Origin of the sequence: Paenibacillus sp. FSL W8-0194 (assembly GCF_037969745.1) — a bacterium.
Lineage (GTDB): Bacteria > Bacillota > Bacilli > Paenibacillales > Paenibacillaceae > Paenibacillus_AQ > Paenibacillus_AQ cookii.
The window spans coordinates 5372879-5389929 of sequence record NZ_CP150205.1 but is presented as its reverse complement, the minus strand read 5'-3'; the positions used below and the strand labels follow the sequence as shown (position 1 = coordinate 5389929).

The window sequence follows — 17051 nt, the reverse complement described above, 5'->3', positions numbered from 1 at the left end:
TTCCGAACATATTTTGGGACGAATAAACCCATACTATGACAAAGCAGGTTCAGGTCTTTTTAAGTATCCTTTTCACGGCATCGTTATCCAAAAATAGGCAAATTCATGACAATTTCAACTTTTTGCAGGCTTTTTGAAGGGAAAGTCTTGCATCTGCCCCGGCAGAAGGATAACATGTAAGGAGATATGTAAAAACGAGCGAACGTTCATAGAGGAGGTCCAATCATGTTGCTTGCAGAAGCTGCTGCATCAGCCGCATCCAAATTCAACACCTTTGATATTTTTATGATACTGTTTACGCTGCTTATTTTGATCGGAACCATTCGTTTGATCAGACAGCCGGTCAAGAACAAGTTTGCAATCGGATTCAGCATCATTTGCTTGCTGGTTTTCCTTGCTTCCGATTATGCAATGGTTCAAAACTGGTTAAGCTAGGCCGACATTTACGCAAAGCATGACGAAGACACCTTGCGCCCTGGGGCGTAGAAGGGGTCTTTTTTTATACGCTGATACATGGGAATGCCCGGCGTTTCGCCTGACCCGCAGAGCATTCGTCCGCGACGTTCAGGGGTCGGTATCGCTGTCGGTAAATGTTCTTTTTCGCCTTTAAAAGATAGGGCTACGGATGAATTGTACACTTTAATATTCTGTGTTACATTTGGCATTAAGGTTCAGGGGAGAAGCACCAATAATGTGTAAAATTAGAAAAATGAGGCTAGGTGAGGACGATGAAGCCTATGGGGAAAAAGAGGGTCATGATACTGTTCTGCAGCCTGCTGCTGCTTAGCGGTGCCGCTCAAGCCGGCGCGCAAACCGCAGCGAAGCAAGGGACTGCAAAAGCCAAAACGGCGACGGCGGCCGCGGCTGCCAAAAATCAAAAAACTGCGGTGCCGAATCCGCTGAAAGTTGCTGCGGATCCGGTTCCGCAAATCGTGAAAGACATTTCGCCGTCCGTCGTCGGCATTATCGGCCGGGCTCCGGCAGGACAAACCACGGCAGACCGCAACAACTTGATGCATGGCACGGGGGTTATCATTCGGCCGAACGGCTGGATCGTGACCAACGCCCATGTCGTGAACGGACTGCAAAGCACCGTCGTTGTCACTGCGGATGGCAAAACGTATAAAATTACGGATACATACGTCGATGAAATCAGCGATTTGGCCTTGATCAAAATCAATGCCTCCAACCTGAAACCGGCCGTGTTCGCCAAGTCGGCGCAAAACGCCCAGGTCGGGGAAAAGGTCGTGGCGATCGGCACGCCGATTTCGTTCTCTTTTCGCAATTCTGCAACCGTGGGCGTGGTCAGCGGCCTGAACCGGGCCATTAACGCCTCGTACCGGTTGATTCAAAGCGATACGGCGATCAATCCAGGCAACAGCGGCGGACCGCTCGTCAACATGAAAGGCGAAGTGCTGGGCATCAACAGCATGAAGTTTTCGGCGGTCGGCGTGGAAAATATGGGATTTTCGATTCCGTCGGAAACGGTGCAGTACGTGATCAACCAGCTGTTTAAATACGGCGAGGTCAAGCGGCCAAGCCTGGGATTCAGTATGGAGGAGAGCTGGTCCGCGATCGTGGGGCTGCCGACGCAGGATCCTTTGACCATCACGAAGGTCGTCTCCGAGGAAGCGAAGAAGGCCGGCATCCGCGAAAATGACGTCCTGTACAGCATTGACGGCAAACGCGTCACATCGATCGTGGACATCAACGAACTGTTCAAAGCCTATATGCCTGGACAAACGGTCAAGTTGCTGATGCAGAGCGACGGCGATATCGTGGTCCGCAAGCTCGTGCTGACGGTGGAGCTCGGGGAGGACGCCATCGGGGAAGCGGCAGCGGTCGATGCCGGAGATGAATTTTAATGGGGAAGGGACATGCACGGATGAAGAGAAACGGGGTTTTGAAATGGGGTTCCGCGTTATTGGCGGGAAGCATCGTATTTTCGGCGGCGATGCCGGCGTGGGCCGACAATGCGGCGGAGAAACTATCGTTTAGAGTAAAGGCCGGAAGCACCTCGGCTTTGCTGAACGGAAAAGACGAAAAGATCGCAAAACCGTATTTGGACCACGGAACGCTGATGGTTCCGCTGGGGTTGTTCAAACGCGCATTTGGCAGCCAGATACGGCTTGAAGGCGAAAACGTCGTGAAAGTGATGTATGGGCCCCATACGGTCTCCATGACGATCGGGAGCCATACTGCTTGGGTCGACGGACGTAAAATAAAGCTGGAAGCTGCGCCGGCGATGGTATCGGGAACGTTGATGGCCCCGCTCAGATTGGTGGCCGAAGGCATCGGGGCGGAATTGGCGCCGGGAAGCACGGGAACGCTTGTCGTCAGCCTGGCGCCGTCGGATACCGGTGATCCGGAAGACCCGGGCATTGACACCGATCAGGGCAAAACGAAAATCGGCAACAGCTACTATCAATGGTCGATGAACTACCCGAGCGGCCTGCTTCTGGGCGATTCGGAGCAGGATGAGAGCATCGTGTCGTTCGGGGATGCGGAGAATACCTATTACGTCGAGGTTCACACAAACGATCAGGACGTCAAGCTCGGAGCGGACGAGCTGCTTGAGATGCTGGTAAGCGACGCGAAAGATGCCGGCGAATTGGTGGTGGACCGGGAAAGCTTCCCGCAGGCCAAAGTGCCGTATGCCCGCATCATCAGCAAAGACGGGGACGGGACGTTCTGGGAAAACCGCAGCTATTATGCAAACGGCCGGGTATACGAGGTGTATTTTGCCGACCTGAAGGCAACGAACTACAAAGATTTGAAACGGTATGCCGGATTCCTGGATTCGTTCAGCATCGGCTACAACGGTTATGATAAAACGGTAAAAGACCTTTCCACCGTCCAAAACGGCATGCGCCGCGAAGGGAACGACGATTACGGCGTTTCTCTGGACGTGCCTGCAGGCTGGAGCGTCGACAATGCCAATATGTATTACGAAAGCAAAAAGGGAAGTTATCTGAAGCTGGACGTCTCCTCCTCGCCGAAAGGCGAAAGCCTGGAGCAGTGGAGCGAGGATTTGAAAACGTGGGTCAAAGAGGCTTTTGTGCAGGATGCTTATCAATTCGTAGGCACGACTCCGATCGAGATTTCCGGCGAGAAGGGGCTCGTCAACGAGGTCCGGTACAACTACGGCGACGGCTGGTTCACGGAATACGAAGTGATGGTGCTTCATAACGGCTACCGCTATTATGCCGAATACGCCGTGCCGGAGGCCAACAAAGAGGACTTGAACAAATTCAAGGATTTGATGAAGTCCATTGAGATCGATTTTGACGTCGTCTCCGACACGTTTGGCAAAATGGAGGAAGACGCCTTCCTGATCAGCAAAACAAAAGCGACGACGAAGCAGTCCAAGACGTTCGGCTACAAAATCAACATTCCGCAGTACTGGACCGCGATCCAGGATAAATTCGAAAGATCTCCCGTCGAATATCAGTTTGTCGGAGGGAGATTCCGGATTGCAGCCGAGAAGTCGGGTTCCCTGGATGCGACGGCGAGCCAGCTCAAAGCGTATTACGCGGAGGCCGCGAAATACCAGAAGGACCTGAAAGTCGAAAAGACCGAAAACATCACCTTTGCCGGCGTGCCGGCAGTTTCAATCACGGTGCACCAGGTGAAGGACGGCATCCCATACAGCGCGCGCCAGATTTTGCTGCAAAAGGACGACGTCGTCTACACGATCAGCGCGTCCCTCAATGACGCCAATGCGACCGAGCTGCAAAAAGCGGCGTTGGAACAGACGCTGAATTCGTTTGCGTTGACGGAAAAAGCGAAATAAGGAACGAGCATAAGCACGTATAAAATTCATCATCGACTGACCGCAAGCGGCTCCTCAAAGGGGCTGCTTGCGTTTTTTTGAAAAGAAGGAAGAGCTGTATAGTCCGAGATCCATATCAGATGCCTTCATGGCCCGAATGCCTGGCTTCTATTTTGACCAAAATGATAGCGTGCATGTTTGCAAAATCCACCACCCGTGGATCGCTCGGTCGTAGTAGATGGATTGCGGGATGTCTGGTAAACTAGATAAGTTGAAGAGGTTATAAGAGTTTGAAGAAGATAACTTGGATTAATAGAAACAAAAACTACAGCAACCGGCAAAAGCCGGTTTGGGAGGATATACATGAGCACAAAAGCATTGCGCAGGGAAGATGTGGAGCTGCTTGCGCCGGCCGGCGATTGGGATTGCATGCGGGCAGCGGTGGCGAACGGGGCGGACGCGATCTTTTTCGGCGTCGAGAAGTTTAACGCCCGGGCGCGCGCCAACAACTTTTTGATGGCCGAACTTCCGGAAATCATGTCGTTTTTGCATAGCTACGGCGTAAAAGGGTTTTTGACGTTTAATATTTTGGTGTTCGAAAACGAGCTGGAGGACGCCAAAGAGCTGATCGATGCGTGCATCGACGCGGGCGTCGACGCCGTCATCGTCCAAGACCTGGGGCTGGTCAAAATGATCCGTGAAATTTCTCCGGACTTTCCGATTCACGGATCCACGCAGATGACGATCACGTCCCCGGAGGCCGTCGAATTTACGAAACCTTGGGGCATGGAACGCGTGGTTTTGGGCCGCGAGAACAATTTGAAGCAAATCCAGAAAATCGGGGAGCAGGCGAAGCTGCCGATGGAGGTTTTCGTGCACGGGGCGCTTTGCGTTTCCTATTCCGGTCAGTGCTTGACCTCGGAAATGTGGGGCGGCCGCTCGGCGAACCGCGGCGAATGCGCGCAGGCATGCCGCCTTCCGTACGACCTGATGGTCGACGGCGAGCAAAAGCCGATGGGCGACGTTGCGTATTTGCTTTCGCCGAAGGATTTGGCGGCGATCGATTTGATGCCGGAGCTGATCGAAGCGGGGGTGACTTCGTTCAAAATCGAAGGGCGCCTCAAAAGCCCGGAATACGTCGCAAACGTGGTCAGCAAATACCGCAAGGCGATCGACCGCTACTTCGAAGGAGACGACACGAAGCCGAGCAAGGAGGAGATGCGCGAGCTGCAGCAGAGCTTTTCGCGCGGGTTTACGCATGGCTTCCTGGAAGGCACGAACAATAAAAAGCTGGTAGACGGCACGTTCCCGAAAAGCCGCGGCGTATATGTCGGACGCGTGGAGAAAATTTTGCGCGACGGCGTCGTGTGCAAAATCGAAGCGCCGCTGAAGCGCGGGGACGGCATCGTGTTTGACGCCGGGGATCCGACCAAGCCGGAAGAAGGCGGACGTATCTATGATCTGCGCCGCAAAGGCGTCAAGATCGAAGGCGAAGCGGGCGAGGGCTGGATCGTCGATATCGTTCCCGGCCGCAGCGACGTGGACCTGCATAAGGTGCATGTCGGCGACCGCATCTGGAAAACGAACGACCCGGCGCTGGACAAGCGCCTGCGCCAAACGTTCGAGACGGATAAGCCGTACCGGGTCTTTCCGGTGCATGTGAGAGCATTCGGCCATGCCGGCGGCCTGCTGACGACGATCTGGACCGATGTGCAGAAAGGCACGACGGTCCAGGTGGATTCGGAGCTGGAACTGGAAGTCGCCAAGAAACGGCCGATGGATTACGCGCTGCTCGAAGAGCAGTTCGGCCGTTTGGGCGGCACCGTGTTCCAGCTGGAGAAGCTGGACGTCGACCTGCAAGGCGACGTCATCTTGCCCATGCGCGAGCTGAACAGCATCCGCCGCCGTGCGGTGGAGCTGCTCGCTGGCGAGCGCCCGAAGCCGCCCGTATACGTGAAACGGGCGGTGGACGTGTTCGGCGATGCGGCGCGCAGCGCATCGCCGGTGGCCCGCGGTGAGGCGGAGCTCACCGCGCTGTGCCGCAGCCTCCCGCAGGTGGAGGCTGCGCTGGAAGCCGGCGTCCAGTTTATCTACGCCGACTTCGAATTCATCAAGCAATTCAAGGAAGCGGTAGAGCTCGTTCATGCGGCCGGCAAGCGGATTGCGCTCGTGACGCCGCGCATCCATATGCCGATCGAGAACGGCATCCACAAAAACATCCTGCGCCTCCAGCCGGACGCCGTGCTGGTGCGCAACACCGGCGCGCTGTATTTCTACCTGCGCGAACGGATGCAGAACCCGGATGCCAAACATCCGCAGCTGATCGGCGATTTCTCGCTGAACATCGCCAACCATAAAGCGGTGAACCTGTTCCTGGAAGCCGGCTGCGACATCGTTACGCCGTCGTACGACCTGAACATCCAGCAGATGGTCGATCTGCTCGAACGTTCGAACACGTCGCGGATGGAAATCGTCATCCATCAGCATTTGCCGATGTTCCATACCGAGCACTGCGTATACTGCACCTTCCTGAGCGAAGGCACCGACTACACCAACTGCGGCCGCCCGTGCGAAGCGCACCGGGTATCGCTGCAGGACCGCATCGGCATGTCCCACCCGGTCCGGGTGGACGAAGGCTGCCGCAATACGGTCTACAACGCCATCGAGCAATCCGGCGCCGAGTACCTGACGAACTTCATGGACCTGGGCGTAGCGCGCTACCGCGTCGAGTTCCTCGAGGAAACGAAAGAGCAGGTGCATGAGGTCATCGACCTCTACAACCGCGCCCTGCGCGGCGAAATCAGCGGCACCCAGGTGTGGAAAACGCTGAAAGCCACCAATCAGCTCGGGGTAACCCGGGGGCAGTTGGTGAAATAAAGGATCTAACCGATATCGCCCCTGCATTGATCATTTCTCCTCTGATCAAGCGGGGGCTTTTTTTACATTCAAGCGAATTCGGGTAAAGTCCGATATAATAGGGTAATAGTTAATGTATAAATCGTGTATTAACCGTGTATTACATAGAATTTCCGGATAAGGAGCATATAGATGAGAATTCGTAAGGCCATCATTCCGGCGGCGGGGCTGGGGACCCGTTTTCTACCGGCCACCAAAGCGATGCCCAAAGAAATGCTGCCGATCGTCGATAAACCCACCATCCAATACATCATAGAAGAAGCCGTTGCCTCCGGCATTGAGGATATCATCATTGTTACCGGCAAAGGCAAGCGGGCCATCGAGGATCATTTCGACTATTCATTCGAGCTCGAACATAATTTGACGGCGAAAAGGAAATGGGATCTGCTGAATGAAGTCCGAAAGTCCTCCGAAATGGCAGACATCCACTACATTCGGCAAAAGGAGCCCAAGGGCCTGGGCCACGCGATCTGGTGCGCACGCAAATTCATTGGCGATGAGCCTTTTGCCGTTCTGCTCGGGGACGATATCGTAGAGTCCGACATTCCTTGCTTAAAACAGATGATGGGTATATACAATGAACATCAATCCTCCATCGTCGGCGTGCAGCCCGTGGAATGGTCCGAGGTTTCCCGCTACGGCGTTGTGGATGCAACGAGGGTGAATGATCGGGTATACCGGGCAAACGCCCTGGTAGAGAAGCCACAGCCTTCAGAGGCGCCCTCCAATTTGGCCATCATGGGAAGGTATATTTTGACACCCCAAATTTTTACGATCCTCGAAGAACAGCCCGTTGGTGTTAATGGCGAAATCCAATTAACGGACGCGCTCTCCAAGCTGAGCGAAACCGAATCAATTTTTGCCTATCATTTTGATGGCTTGCGGCATGACGTCGGCGAGAAGTTCGGATTCATCAAAACGACGATTCACTATGCGCTGCAGCATGAGGAGCTGAAAAAGGATTTGCTGGAGTTTATGAGGGAGGTAATGGAGAGGGAGCGGAAGTATTCGGTTTAGTTAAATAAGCAAACGTAGGTAATCTATGTTGTCCAATATGCCCTTTAACCTGCTAGTATGACGCCTGAACTGTATTGCGTTATATACGTCCGCTTGGATTGGATTATGCTAATAAAAAGAGCAGCTCACTATTGAAGTGAACTGCTCTTTTTTGATCTAAATTAAAAATTGATTTGCACTAATTTTTCAATCGAATCTTTTTCAGTTGGGTCCGCCTTAATGAGTTGGTCGTATACAGCCTGATCGTTCGAGCCCTGCTTCATCAATGCCGCTATATACCAATGAGCGGTTTCACGGTTCGTCGCGTCGTTAAAGTCCTGAGAGACACCCATTTTTAACGTCTCGGCAGCTTTATCCAGCTGGTTCATCATGTAGTACATCTTTCCGGCATCGAGGATCATAACCGGAGAGTTGGAGAACGGACGTCCAGCCATTTGCCCTTTGGGCAGCGTAGCCAGATGCTTGAGACCGGCTTGAACCTTTTCAAAGGCTGCAATCCCTGCTTTAAAGTACTTCTCTTTCGCCACAGTATCGCCTTGGCCAAGCGCCGTATAACCCAGCTCATAACCTTGCGTAATCATTTTTTCATACCATTCGATATCCCAGTTGAATTTCGGTGCGTTCGCAACCAGCGTTTCAAAGGCTTTATCATTTTCATTTTTCAGCTGGTAGTTGGTAATGAGGCGGTTGATCATGCTTTTGTTATAAGGTTCTTTCTTAAGCGCATCCGTCAGGAGTGAATTCGCCGCATTGTAAAAATCGTCGTTTTGGGTCTGTTTATACACCGATTGATACAGCGAAGACATCAGCAGTACGGAATCCGGATGAGTGTGGCGAATCTTCAAATCTTTATCTAGCGCCGCTTTGATTTCCTCATAAGAAGTGCTCGTTTGTGCTATTTTTCGGGCTTCCAGACCGGCATTGCTTGCCTGCACAAAGCGAACCGAAGTAATCAGCACGACGATTCCGCAGATGCCGACCACCAAACTATAGATCCATCCTGCGCCCTCTGTTTTCCAGGCAATCTTCTTCAGCGGCTTGCTGTCCATGGCGGCGGCCATGCCCCCGAGACCAATGAACACCAGCATCCCGATAAATACGTAACTCATGTTAAAGTCTAGAATACTGTGAATAAGAATAGACAGGGTCAGAATGAGGTACAAGAAATATGAATCTTTTCTTTCCCCATCCGATTGGATATACCCGCGAATATATTTATAGAAAATAAACAGGACAAATGCCATGAAAATAACAAATCCGACAATGCCTACTTCCAACAGGTACTGGACAAAGAAGTTGTGCGCCTGACGGCTTGTGTAAGGGTTGTTCTGATACTTCTCGTACAATGCAGCCCAAGCGCCGCCGCCGGCTCCGAGAACCGGGTAATCTTTGACGACCTTCATGCCGTCTTTATAGAAAGTAATCCGCTCCAGTACGCTGTGCTGATTGAAGTTAATGTTCTCAAGTCGCGTGCTGACGTTTTCCGGCAAAATATTGCGTACGCTCGTTCCGATAAGCAAAAAGGCTACAACGCCAACCACGATCACCGATCCGACCGGAATCCACAGATTGGCAAGTTTTTTGGCTGAGGCCTTAGCCAAGCCCTGTTCCATTTTAGGAGCAAGAAATGCTTGAATGACCCAGCCGATCACTGCAACCACAACGGATGTTATTAAGAGGAATGCCCATGCTTTGGCTGCTCCGCCTGCCTCGAATTTTTGGTTCAGTTGAAGTCCCAGATCGGTAACCTCTTTGGAGATGGCGAGGGAAGCTATGCCTGCGATTGCACAATATACGACCCAAAGAATTTGTTTTGCCGGCTTCAGGAATAGCAGCAAAAGAACGAATACAACAGGCAGCATAACCAGACCGCCGCGGGAAAGCGTGAGCAATATCGACACGATAATCGGTACCAGCATGAATGCGTGGATGGCTTGCCCATACCATTTTTTCGAGCGAATCAGACAGAATACGGCAGCAAACAGGAAAGCCATGAGGAATGCCGCATATGTATTGGCATACTGGAAGACGGAGGTCAAACGCAGACCATTGGAGTCTGTCATTACCGCATCCGTATATTTTCCGTCAAGCACACCATTCGAAAACCAGACGATCAGCGTTCCTGCAAATTTTCCATGCCCGAACCAGTTCAGGAAACCGAACCATACAATAATATACGCGACCGTCATGATCGTCGTCTGAATGATTTTATTGGCTCTCTGATCCTGGAGCAGATAGATGCTAATAATGAACATGATGGCATACAGGCATTGGACAAGCACCATATTCATCGCCAAATAATGCGAGGCGGCCCCAAAATACGACAATAAATATGTAATAGGCAGCAATAGTACCGCTAAGGGGAGCCAGTCTCGCTGCTCATTAAGTTTAAAGCTCTTGTAATAGTTGGCGATCCATAGGAACAGCAATACTGAACCCAAGGCAATTGCCCAAAACAAAGGCTTTTCGAACTCTAACATCTGACCATTAAAAAGTGCTACCTGAAAGGGAGTCCAAACTAAAAACGCTATGATGGCAACAATTAAAACTAATAGAAACGAAGGCTTTTTCTCGACGTTACTCGACCTCTTCGCCTGGTTCCCGTATACTGAATTAGACAAAGTTTCCATTCTCCTTTTTGTGAGATACGACGATATTTTAACATAAGATCAGTTTGATTACATTGACAAAGAGATATTTTGGAGGAATTATGAGAAACCCCATAACTTACTTTAAAGAAAAGAAGGACTTGATATTCGAATTAACAAAACGAGATTTATTGCTTCGGTATAAAGGATCATATCTTGGTATAGTTTGGTCTGTTTTACATCCCTTGTTTATGCTTGTGATCTACACCTATTTTTTTAGTTTTGTTTTAAAATCGCGCTGGGGGCAAACGGAAACAAGCACGCTTGATTTTGCATTGGTTTTATTCTGTGGCATTTCTACATTCAATTTCTTTTCTGAAATAATTACCAAAGCACCATCATTAATTCTAAGCAATGTCAACTATGTAAAGAAGGTTGTATTTCCCTTGGAAGTTTTACCGATCGTTTCACTTTGTTCAGCATTTGTACAATTTCTAATTAGTTGCTCCTGAAAAAGTCGATTTTCAAAAATAGTTTCGGGTTGCTGGCTGGGTTGTGAGGGGGAACTTTCCCTAATGATCGGTTTCCATGTTAGTTTTGGAGCATTTTTGCCGCTCTTTGCAGGTTGTGGGTCAGAATCCCGAAGCCGACCCAGCATTTTGAGCCGACAAAGCCCCGATACCTGCTGCGGTTCAAACCGTACTTCCGCTTGAGAAGACTAATCTTCGCTTCTCCAGCTGCACGGTAACGCTGCAAGTCTTTGAACCATAATTCGTTTTCGTACTCGGATCGGGCAATGCCTTTTTTGCCCTTTCGCGGCAAGCTAGCTCGCTTCACACCAAGTTCGGTAATGGCCGTTTCGTTCTTCTTGCTTGAGAAACCGCGGTCGGTCGCTACAGCTTGCGGCGCTTTGCCGAATTGCTTGATATGCGCCTGTACAGCGGGAACGAGCAGTTCATCATCCGAGGGGTTCCCTTCGTAGACAGCGTAGCCGGTCACAAAGCCGCTTTCCGTCTCGTCGATTCGCACCTTGTAGCCGAACTCAGTTCCTTTGGCCAGCTTACCTTTCTTAATCGGTCTTGCTTCCGGGTCAAAGAAACTGACGATCCGATCTGCGATGATTCGATTGCCGGAAACGACCTGTTTGGCTTGTTCCAACAACTTGCCGGTTAGCGTGACCGCCTCGGTCAGTTTGGTTTTACTTTGTCGAAGAGCAGCTTTGCCCTTGTCTTGCAGTTTCTCGATAACGGCTTGCGCCTTGTTCACAACGTTCTCGGCTACTTCGATTACGCTCCCAGTGATCCGGTCAACTTCTTCCCAAGATTCACGGGTGCGGCGACGTAGAACTTTCGCGATGGACAGAATCTTTTCCTTGATTTCTGCCGTACGATCTTCAAAGCCTTGAACAGTGTGGGAGGCGACTTTCCGGATTTTCTGAATCGTTCGAGTGATGACTTTTACGCCATCTTGCAACAGCGTAGCGTCTGTCGGGTGATGGATGTCGGATTCCACAACCGTCGTATCCGTGCGCAATTTGCGGGTTTTCAGAACGGCTTTTTCCTCACACTGCTTTACGAGTGCGGCATTGATGTCTTCGACGATCTTGTCGCCGTAGCGTTTGCGGGCATAGATGAGCGTAGACGGGTCGGGCATCGGTTCGTCGATGGCAAACCGGCAGAACATTCGCCATGTGATGCTGTCACCGACTTCCTTCACGAGTGACTCGTAGCCCAAATTGTATTTATGCTTCAGGACCATAAGACGGATGTACTTTTCAATTGCAAGCGTAGGACGGCCGCTTTTCTTGCCTTTCGGGTGCAACTCAGTAAACGGTTGAAGAAAACGGTCGTCGTCCAGTAATTGATCTATGATTGCAAGCTCGACCGGCAACTTTCTAACAGATTCCGGGAGAATGGCATCCCAGATGGTCAATTGCTCGTCTCGAAGTTTCAACATTTTCTTCACCTCTTGGAAGGATTCCCGTGGGCTTCTGTTGAACTCCTATAGCAAAGGAATTCTTCCCTCGGGGTGTGGAACTTTGTTATCTCGTCAATAACAATTTCCATTTTGAGGTGCTGAATTCCTTTTAATTATGCTCAAAACACCCTGACTTTTTCAGGGGAAACTAATTAGTTTAGTAATTTTATGTGTAGGAAACTTAATCATTAACGGATTCATTGCCTGGACAGTTATTTTTCTCCCGTTGGTAATGCTACCATTAATATTGCTGTCTCTTGGGCTTTCCTTAATTTTATCCTCTCTAGGAGTCTTTTTTAGAGATATTCAACATATTTTGGTCGTTTTGGTACAAGGATTAATGTTTTTAAGTCCGATTTTCTATCCCATTTCAATTATTCCCGAGGCACTTCGCCCGATATATTATATAAATCCGATAGGTTACGTAGTTGAGGATATGCGGAATATTTTTATTTGGGGGAACATTCCGAATTGGACGTGGTGTATTTTTGGAACAATTATTGGTTCAGCGGTGTTTTTATTAGGGTATGCGTGGTTCAAAAAGACCAAAGGAGCGTTTGCAGATGTTCTTTGAAAATGCAATTGAAATCTCTCAAATAAGCAAATGTTATCGGATATTTAATAGACCTCAAGATCGAATACTTCAAGGCATTTTTAAAAATATTAAAAGGTATAATGAATTTTGGGCTCTTAATGATGTATCTTTTAATATTCGCAGAGGTTCAACAGTTGGCCTGATTGGAAAAAATGGTTCAGGAAAAAGTACAATCCTCCAAATTATTGCAGGTACATTAACACCTACTTCAGGTGAGGTTAAAGTTAACGGAAGAATTGCAGCTCTTCTTGAATTAGGGAGTGGTTTTAATCCTGAATTTACAGGAAGAGATAATGTTATCATGCAAGGTACGATCATGGGACTGACCAAGAAGCAAATACAAGATCAAATGCCTCTAATCGAGGAATTTGCGGATATAGGTGAATTTATTGAACAACCTATCAAAACATACTCATCCGGTATGCTGGTAAGGCTTGCGTTTGCCTGTGCGGTTCATGTTGATCCCGATATTTTAATTGTTGACGAAGCTCTTGCTGTTGGCGACATGCAATTCCAGTTGAAGTGTATTGAAAAAATGAAATCCTTTAAGGATCAAGGGAAAACCATTCTTTTTGTTAGTCATGATTCATACTCTATAAGAAATTTTTGTGATGAAGTTGTTTGGATGATGGATGGTGAAGTCCATGCTAGAGGAGACGTTAACACTATAATTGAACAATATGAAGACTTTATTAAATATGGCTTTAAAAAAGAAGAGGTATCGCAAGAGCCCGTAAACTTCGAAATTAAAGAAGACTTAACCATTGATAAAGTCTCTTTTGTCGACGAAAACGGTATAAATAAAAAGAATTTTAAAATGGGCGAGAAAATCTATGTAGTTGTAGAATATACAATTCATAGACCAATTGAAGGGCTTGTCGGCGGGGTTGCGATTTTTGATAAGCAAGATACGTACATCTGTGGATTGAATACCAAAATTGACAAAAAGCCTTTGGAAGGTGATTGTGGAACATACGAATTAGTACTTGAGTATAGCAATTTAAGTCTACTTCCAGGAACCTATATGGTTGATGTCGGTTTCTTTGAGAGTTCTGCTCTCATTAGATACGACTATAAAAGCAGAGTTAATTCATTTTGGATTGATTCCTCGGAATATGTTGCTGAGGGGTTATTATTACTAGATCATAAATGGAGTAATAAGGTGGTTATGAAATCTAATGAAATATAATTATAAGATAGACATGTCCAGCGATAATTCACTATCTTTAATATTAAGAAGAATCACCCCAGGTGCAAAAGTCTTTGAATTTGGGCCAGCCCTTGGATACATGACCCAATATTTAAAACAAGAGTTAGGCTGCACGGTTTATTGTATTGAAATCGATCCTGAAGCTGCGGAAGTTGCTTCTAAGTATTGCGACAAAATGATTGTTGCTGACTTGGACGATTTATCCAACTGGGGTCCGCAATTAAAGAATGAACAATTTGATTTTTTAATATTTGCGGATGTTTTGGAGCATTTGAGAAACCCCTGGGAGGTGCTGAGATTCAGTAATCGCTTCCTGTCAAAAGAGGGGAAAGTCCTTACATCCATCCCTAATATCGGGCATAACGCTGTCTTGATGAAGTTACTCTTAGGAGAGTTTGATTATAGGGACTTAGGTTTGCTGGATAATACTCACATCCGTTTTTTCACTAGAAAAAGCGTTCTGGAGCTTTTGAATTATGCGGGTTTGAAACCGGTGGAATCTTTAGAGACCTTTCTTAAACCTGAAGAGACCGAGCTAAGGCAATCATATAACGAATTTCCCGAAAGACTGCAAGAGTATCTAAAGAAAAAAAATGATGGCCATGTTTATCAATTTGTTAGTGTTTCTGAAAAAAAGGGGTCTATTTCACCGAGTGACATTGGGAAAATAGGTACTGAAAATAATCCTTTTAATTTTAGTCGGCTCCACGTTACTATTGAAGGTCAAGAGGAGATCTATTCTGAAAAAATACCAAGCAATGGCGGATATCATGATTATGAATTTTCAATTTTAAGTCTAAATAACAATAAAGTAAATATACAAATACAAGGCAGTTCACCTGCATTTATAGAGATTACAAAGTTGCAATTGATAAAGGAAGATAATGTCATCGCGACGGACTTCTTGAAAGAGGGCTCATTAGTGATACCTGAATCTGGAACGGTAAAGTTAGAGAGCTTTCAAACTTTGAGATTCTTAACAATTAGTGAAGAGCCTTGCTTTATATTGAATAGCAATAATATGGCTAGCTTTTCGGGAAATTATCGGCTTCGTATAAATCTTTGTTTGTCAGAGCAAATACCTGTTACTATTGGTGAAGAAATCAGAGCATTGTTCGACGAATTATTTTTAAAGCGTACGGAAGTTAGCAGTTTGAGATCTGATAAAACGAAAATTGAAGAGGCGATTAGAAATACTCAAAATCAGATTGAAACTCTACAAGATGAGATTTTGGAATTACGGAATGAAATGAATTATAAGCAAGAAGAGGTAACGGCCCTCGGCATTAAATATAATAATCTCGTTACTGAGAAGGCAGAATTGATTCGAAACAATGACAGTATCCAGCAAAGACTTGAAGAAATTCTGAATTCTAGATCTTGGAGGTATTTGTCTCCGGCACGGTCAGGAATGAATATGATTAGAAACTCAAGAAAAAATGCGAAGACAATTCTAAAAAACAGGATGAAACCTGTGATAGTTAAAGCAGAGAATTCTAGTCTTGTTAGAAAAGTGCATTCCAAAACTTTTAATATGATGAGACGGACTCCTGAACCATTTAGATCGCATTTTAAAAGAGTTTACTATAAGCTTCTATCGAGTAAAAACAAGATTAAATATCAAGACGTGATTAACGAAATACCGGAATCATTTGAGAATGTTGATTTAGTAAATCCTTTAGTATCAATAATTATTCCTGTGTATAACAACAAGGCCTATATTTCGAGTTGCATCGATTCAGCACTAAACCAGACATACGAGAACATAGAGATTGTTATTGTGGATGATTGTTCGCCTGAACAAGAAGTTGAGCAAATATTGAGTAGATACAAAAGCAATAAGAAAATAAAAATTTATAAGAATGAAATTAATCAGGGTATCTCTAGAACACAGAATATTTGTCTTGCAAAATCGTCGGGTAGCATAATTGCTTTCTTAGACTGCGATGATATTTTAGAACCAAATGCTGTGGAACGTTCGTTGTCCTATTGGACTGCTGAGACAAAATATTCCTTTTCAAATCGAATTCATATTGATGAAAACTCGGAGGAAATAGGAAGATTTTCGTGCGATCATTTACCAAAGGAAAATATTTTTGAAGATCATCTTGATGTCAGGATGTATGCATCCCATTTTAAAATGATCAGCCGGGATGTATTTATGAAAGTCGGAGTTTTTAATCCCGATTATGATGGGGCCCAAGACTACGACATGGTTCTTAGAGTTGCTTTTCATTACCCTAACGCTTCTTTTGTGCACGTACCTGAATTTTTGTATAAACACCGAATTCATACTAATCAAAAGTCTATTCGGTCTAATGATAAGCAGAAGAACATGTCAATATTCATATCTGATCAGGCAAAAATGCGAAGATCCATAAGAGATGGAGTATTTCACAAGTTATTATCATTTATTATTATTTCTTTTGGTAAAGAAGATCAGACTTTGCAATGCATCCAATCTATCAAAAAAACGGTAAAAGTTCCGCATGAAATTATTCTATTTGATAATGGATCGTCTGAAGAATGCGTCTCATTTATACGCGAGAATATTGAAGGTATTGACAATGTTAAAGTTATTTACCATCCAACGAATTTGGGGCCGGCAGGCGGTCGGAAGGAAGCTTTGAAATATGCTAGCAAGGATGCTTACTATATTTCGTTAGATAATGACATTGAGGTCACTTCTGGTTGGATTGAAGAGTTGCTCGTTCGAGCAGAAGAATCTGACGATATAGGTTCAGTTACATGCCGAGTAGCCTTCCCTAGCGGAGTTTTACAATTTACCGGTGGATATGAGGAGATCACGGGAAATAGGATTCAATTTAAATTGTACAACATCAATAAGTCAGTATATGACTTGTCTACTTTAGAAAGATATCAAACGGATTGGAATCCCGTTGGAGCTACATTGTTTAAAGGCTTCCTCGCTATAGTTCATGGCTAATGTCTGCTTAATAGAAATTTAGTCAATAC

Annotated in this window: 11 protein-coding genes; 9 read left to right on the top strand and 2 right to left on the bottom strand. The window is 46.9% G+C overall.

Features of this window, described 5'->3' with window-relative positions:
• Positions 1-225: 225 nt before the first annotated feature.
• The 5 genes from MKY58_RS24980 (at position 226) to galU (ending at position 7705) form a co-directional block, all read left to right on the top strand.
• Positions 226-435 (top strand): hypothetical protein, encoded by a 210-nt coding sequence (locus MKY58_RS24980; protein ID WP_036710521.1) that lies wholly within the window; start codon positions 226-228, stop codon positions 433-435.
• Between the two features lie 293 nt (positions 436-728).
• The gene (locus MKY58_RS24975; RefSeq protein WP_339322518.1) at positions 729-1865 is read left to right on the top strand and encodes a trypsin-like peptidase domain-containing protein; all 1137 of its coding nucleotides are present in this window, start codon (positions 729-731) and stop codon (positions 1863-1865) included.
• Positions 1865-3793, top strand: a complete 1929-nt coding sequence (locus tag MKY58_RS24970) for a stalk domain-containing protein (protein ID WP_339322517.1) — start codon at positions 1865-1867, stop codon at positions 3791-3793. Before MKY58_RS24975 ends, MKY58_RS24970 begins: the two co-directional genes overlap by 1 nt.
• 342 nt (positions 3794-4135) lie before the next feature.
• A complete protein-coding gene (locus MKY58_RS24965; protein ID WP_339322516.1) occupies positions 4136-6649 on the top strand; it encodes a DUF3656 domain-containing protein in 2514 nt (837 codons plus the stop codon).
• A 171-nt stretch (positions 6650-6820) separates the two neighbouring features.
• Positions 6821-7705, top strand: coding sequence for a UTP--glucose-1-phosphate uridylyltransferase GalU (gene galU / locus MKY58_RS24960; RefSeq protein ID WP_339322515.1), 885 nt, complete (start codon positions 6821-6823; stop codon positions 7703-7705).
• Positions 7706-7866: 161 nt separating this feature from the next.
• Here the strand turns inward: galU and MKY58_RS24955 are convergent, their stop codons facing one another.
• The gene (locus MKY58_RS24955; RefSeq protein WP_339322514.1) at positions 7867-10326 is read right to left on the bottom strand and encodes an O-antigen ligase family protein; all 2460 of its coding nucleotides are present in this window, start codon (positions 10324-10326) and stop codon (positions 7867-7869) included.
• 89 nt (positions 10327-10415) lie between these two features.
• Here MKY58_RS24955 and MKY58_RS24950 point away from each other — a divergent pair, with 89 nt between their 5' ends.
• Positions 10416-10805, top strand: coding sequence for an ABC transporter permease (locus tag MKY58_RS24950; protein ID WP_339322513.1), 390 nt, complete (start codon positions 10416-10418; stop codon positions 10803-10805).
• A 79-nt stretch (positions 10806-10884) separates the two neighbouring features.
• Here the strand turns inward: MKY58_RS24950 and MKY58_RS24945 are convergent, their stop codons facing one another.
• Positions 10885-12249: an ISNCY family transposase gene (locus MKY58_RS24945; RefSeq protein WP_019007868.1), complete on the bottom strand. Its 1365-nt coding sequence runs from the start codon at positions 12247-12249 to the stop codon at positions 10885-10887.
• Between the two features lie 172 nt (positions 12250-12421).
• Between MKY58_RS24945 and MKY58_RS24940 the strand changes: the two genes are divergently transcribed.
• Genes MKY58_RS24940 through MKY58_RS24930 form a run of 3 tightly spaced genes read left to right on the top strand, consistent with a single transcriptional unit; the run spans position 12422 to position 17022 of the window.
• On the top strand, positions 12422-12844 hold the full coding sequence (locus tag MKY58_RS24940) for an ABC transporter permease (RefSeq protein ID WP_339325242.1): 423 nt from the start codon (positions 12422-12424) through the stop codon (positions 12842-12844).
• A complete protein-coding gene (locus MKY58_RS24935) occupies positions 12834-14054 on the top strand; it encodes an ABC transporter ATP-binding protein (RefSeq protein WP_339322512.1) in 1221 nt (406 codons plus the stop codon). Before MKY58_RS24940 ends, MKY58_RS24935 begins: the two co-directional genes overlap by 11 nt.
• Positions 14044-17022 carry a glycosyltransferase gene (locus MKY58_RS24930; RefSeq protein ID WP_339322511.1) on the top strand — a complete coding sequence of 993 codons (2979 nt, stop codon included), beginning with the start codon at positions 14044-14046 and terminating at the stop codon, positions 17020-17022. The genes MKY58_RS24935 and MKY58_RS24930 overlap by 11 nt, the downstream gene beginning before the upstream one ends.
• Positions 17023-17051: the final 29 nt, after the last annotated feature.

What these genes read in the sequence shown, in the direction of transcription:
- MKY58_RS24980 (WP_036710521.1), top strand. Translation starts at nt 226, where the DNA reads ATGTTGCTTGCAGAAGCTGCTGCATCAGCCGCATCCAAATTCAACACC.
- MKY58_RS24975 (WP_339322518.1), top strand. Translation starts at nt 729, where the DNA reads ATGAAGCCTATGGGGAAAAAGAGGGTCATGATACTGTTCTGCAGCCTG.
- MKY58_RS24970 (WP_339322517.1), top strand. Translation starts at nt 1,865, where the DNA reads ATGGGGAAGGGACATGCACGGATGAAGAGAAACGGGGTTTTGAAATGG.
- MKY58_RS24965 (WP_339322516.1), top strand. Translation starts at nt 4,136, where the DNA reads ATGAGCACAAAAGCATTGCGCAGGGAAGATGTGGAGCTGCTTGCGCCG.
- galU (WP_339322515.1), top strand. Translation starts at nt 6,821, where the DNA reads ATGAGAATTCGTAAGGCCATCATTCCGGCGGCGGGGCTGGGGACCCGT.
- MKY58_RS24950 (WP_339322513.1), top strand. Translation starts at nt 10,416, where the DNA reads ATGAGAAACCCCATAACTTACTTTAAAGAAAAGAAGGACTTGATATTC.
- MKY58_RS24945 (WP_019007868.1), bottom strand. Translation starts at nt 12,249, where the DNA reads ATGTTGAAACTTCGAGACGAGCAATTGACCATCTGGGATGCCATTCTC.
- MKY58_RS24935 (WP_339322512.1), top strand. Translation starts at nt 12,834, where the DNA reads ATGTTCTTTGAAAATGCAATTGAAATCTCTCAAATAAGCAAATGTTAT.
- MKY58_RS24930 (WP_339322511.1), top strand. Translation starts at nt 14,044, where the DNA reads ATGAAATATAATTATAAGATAGACATGTCCAGCGATAATTCACTATCT.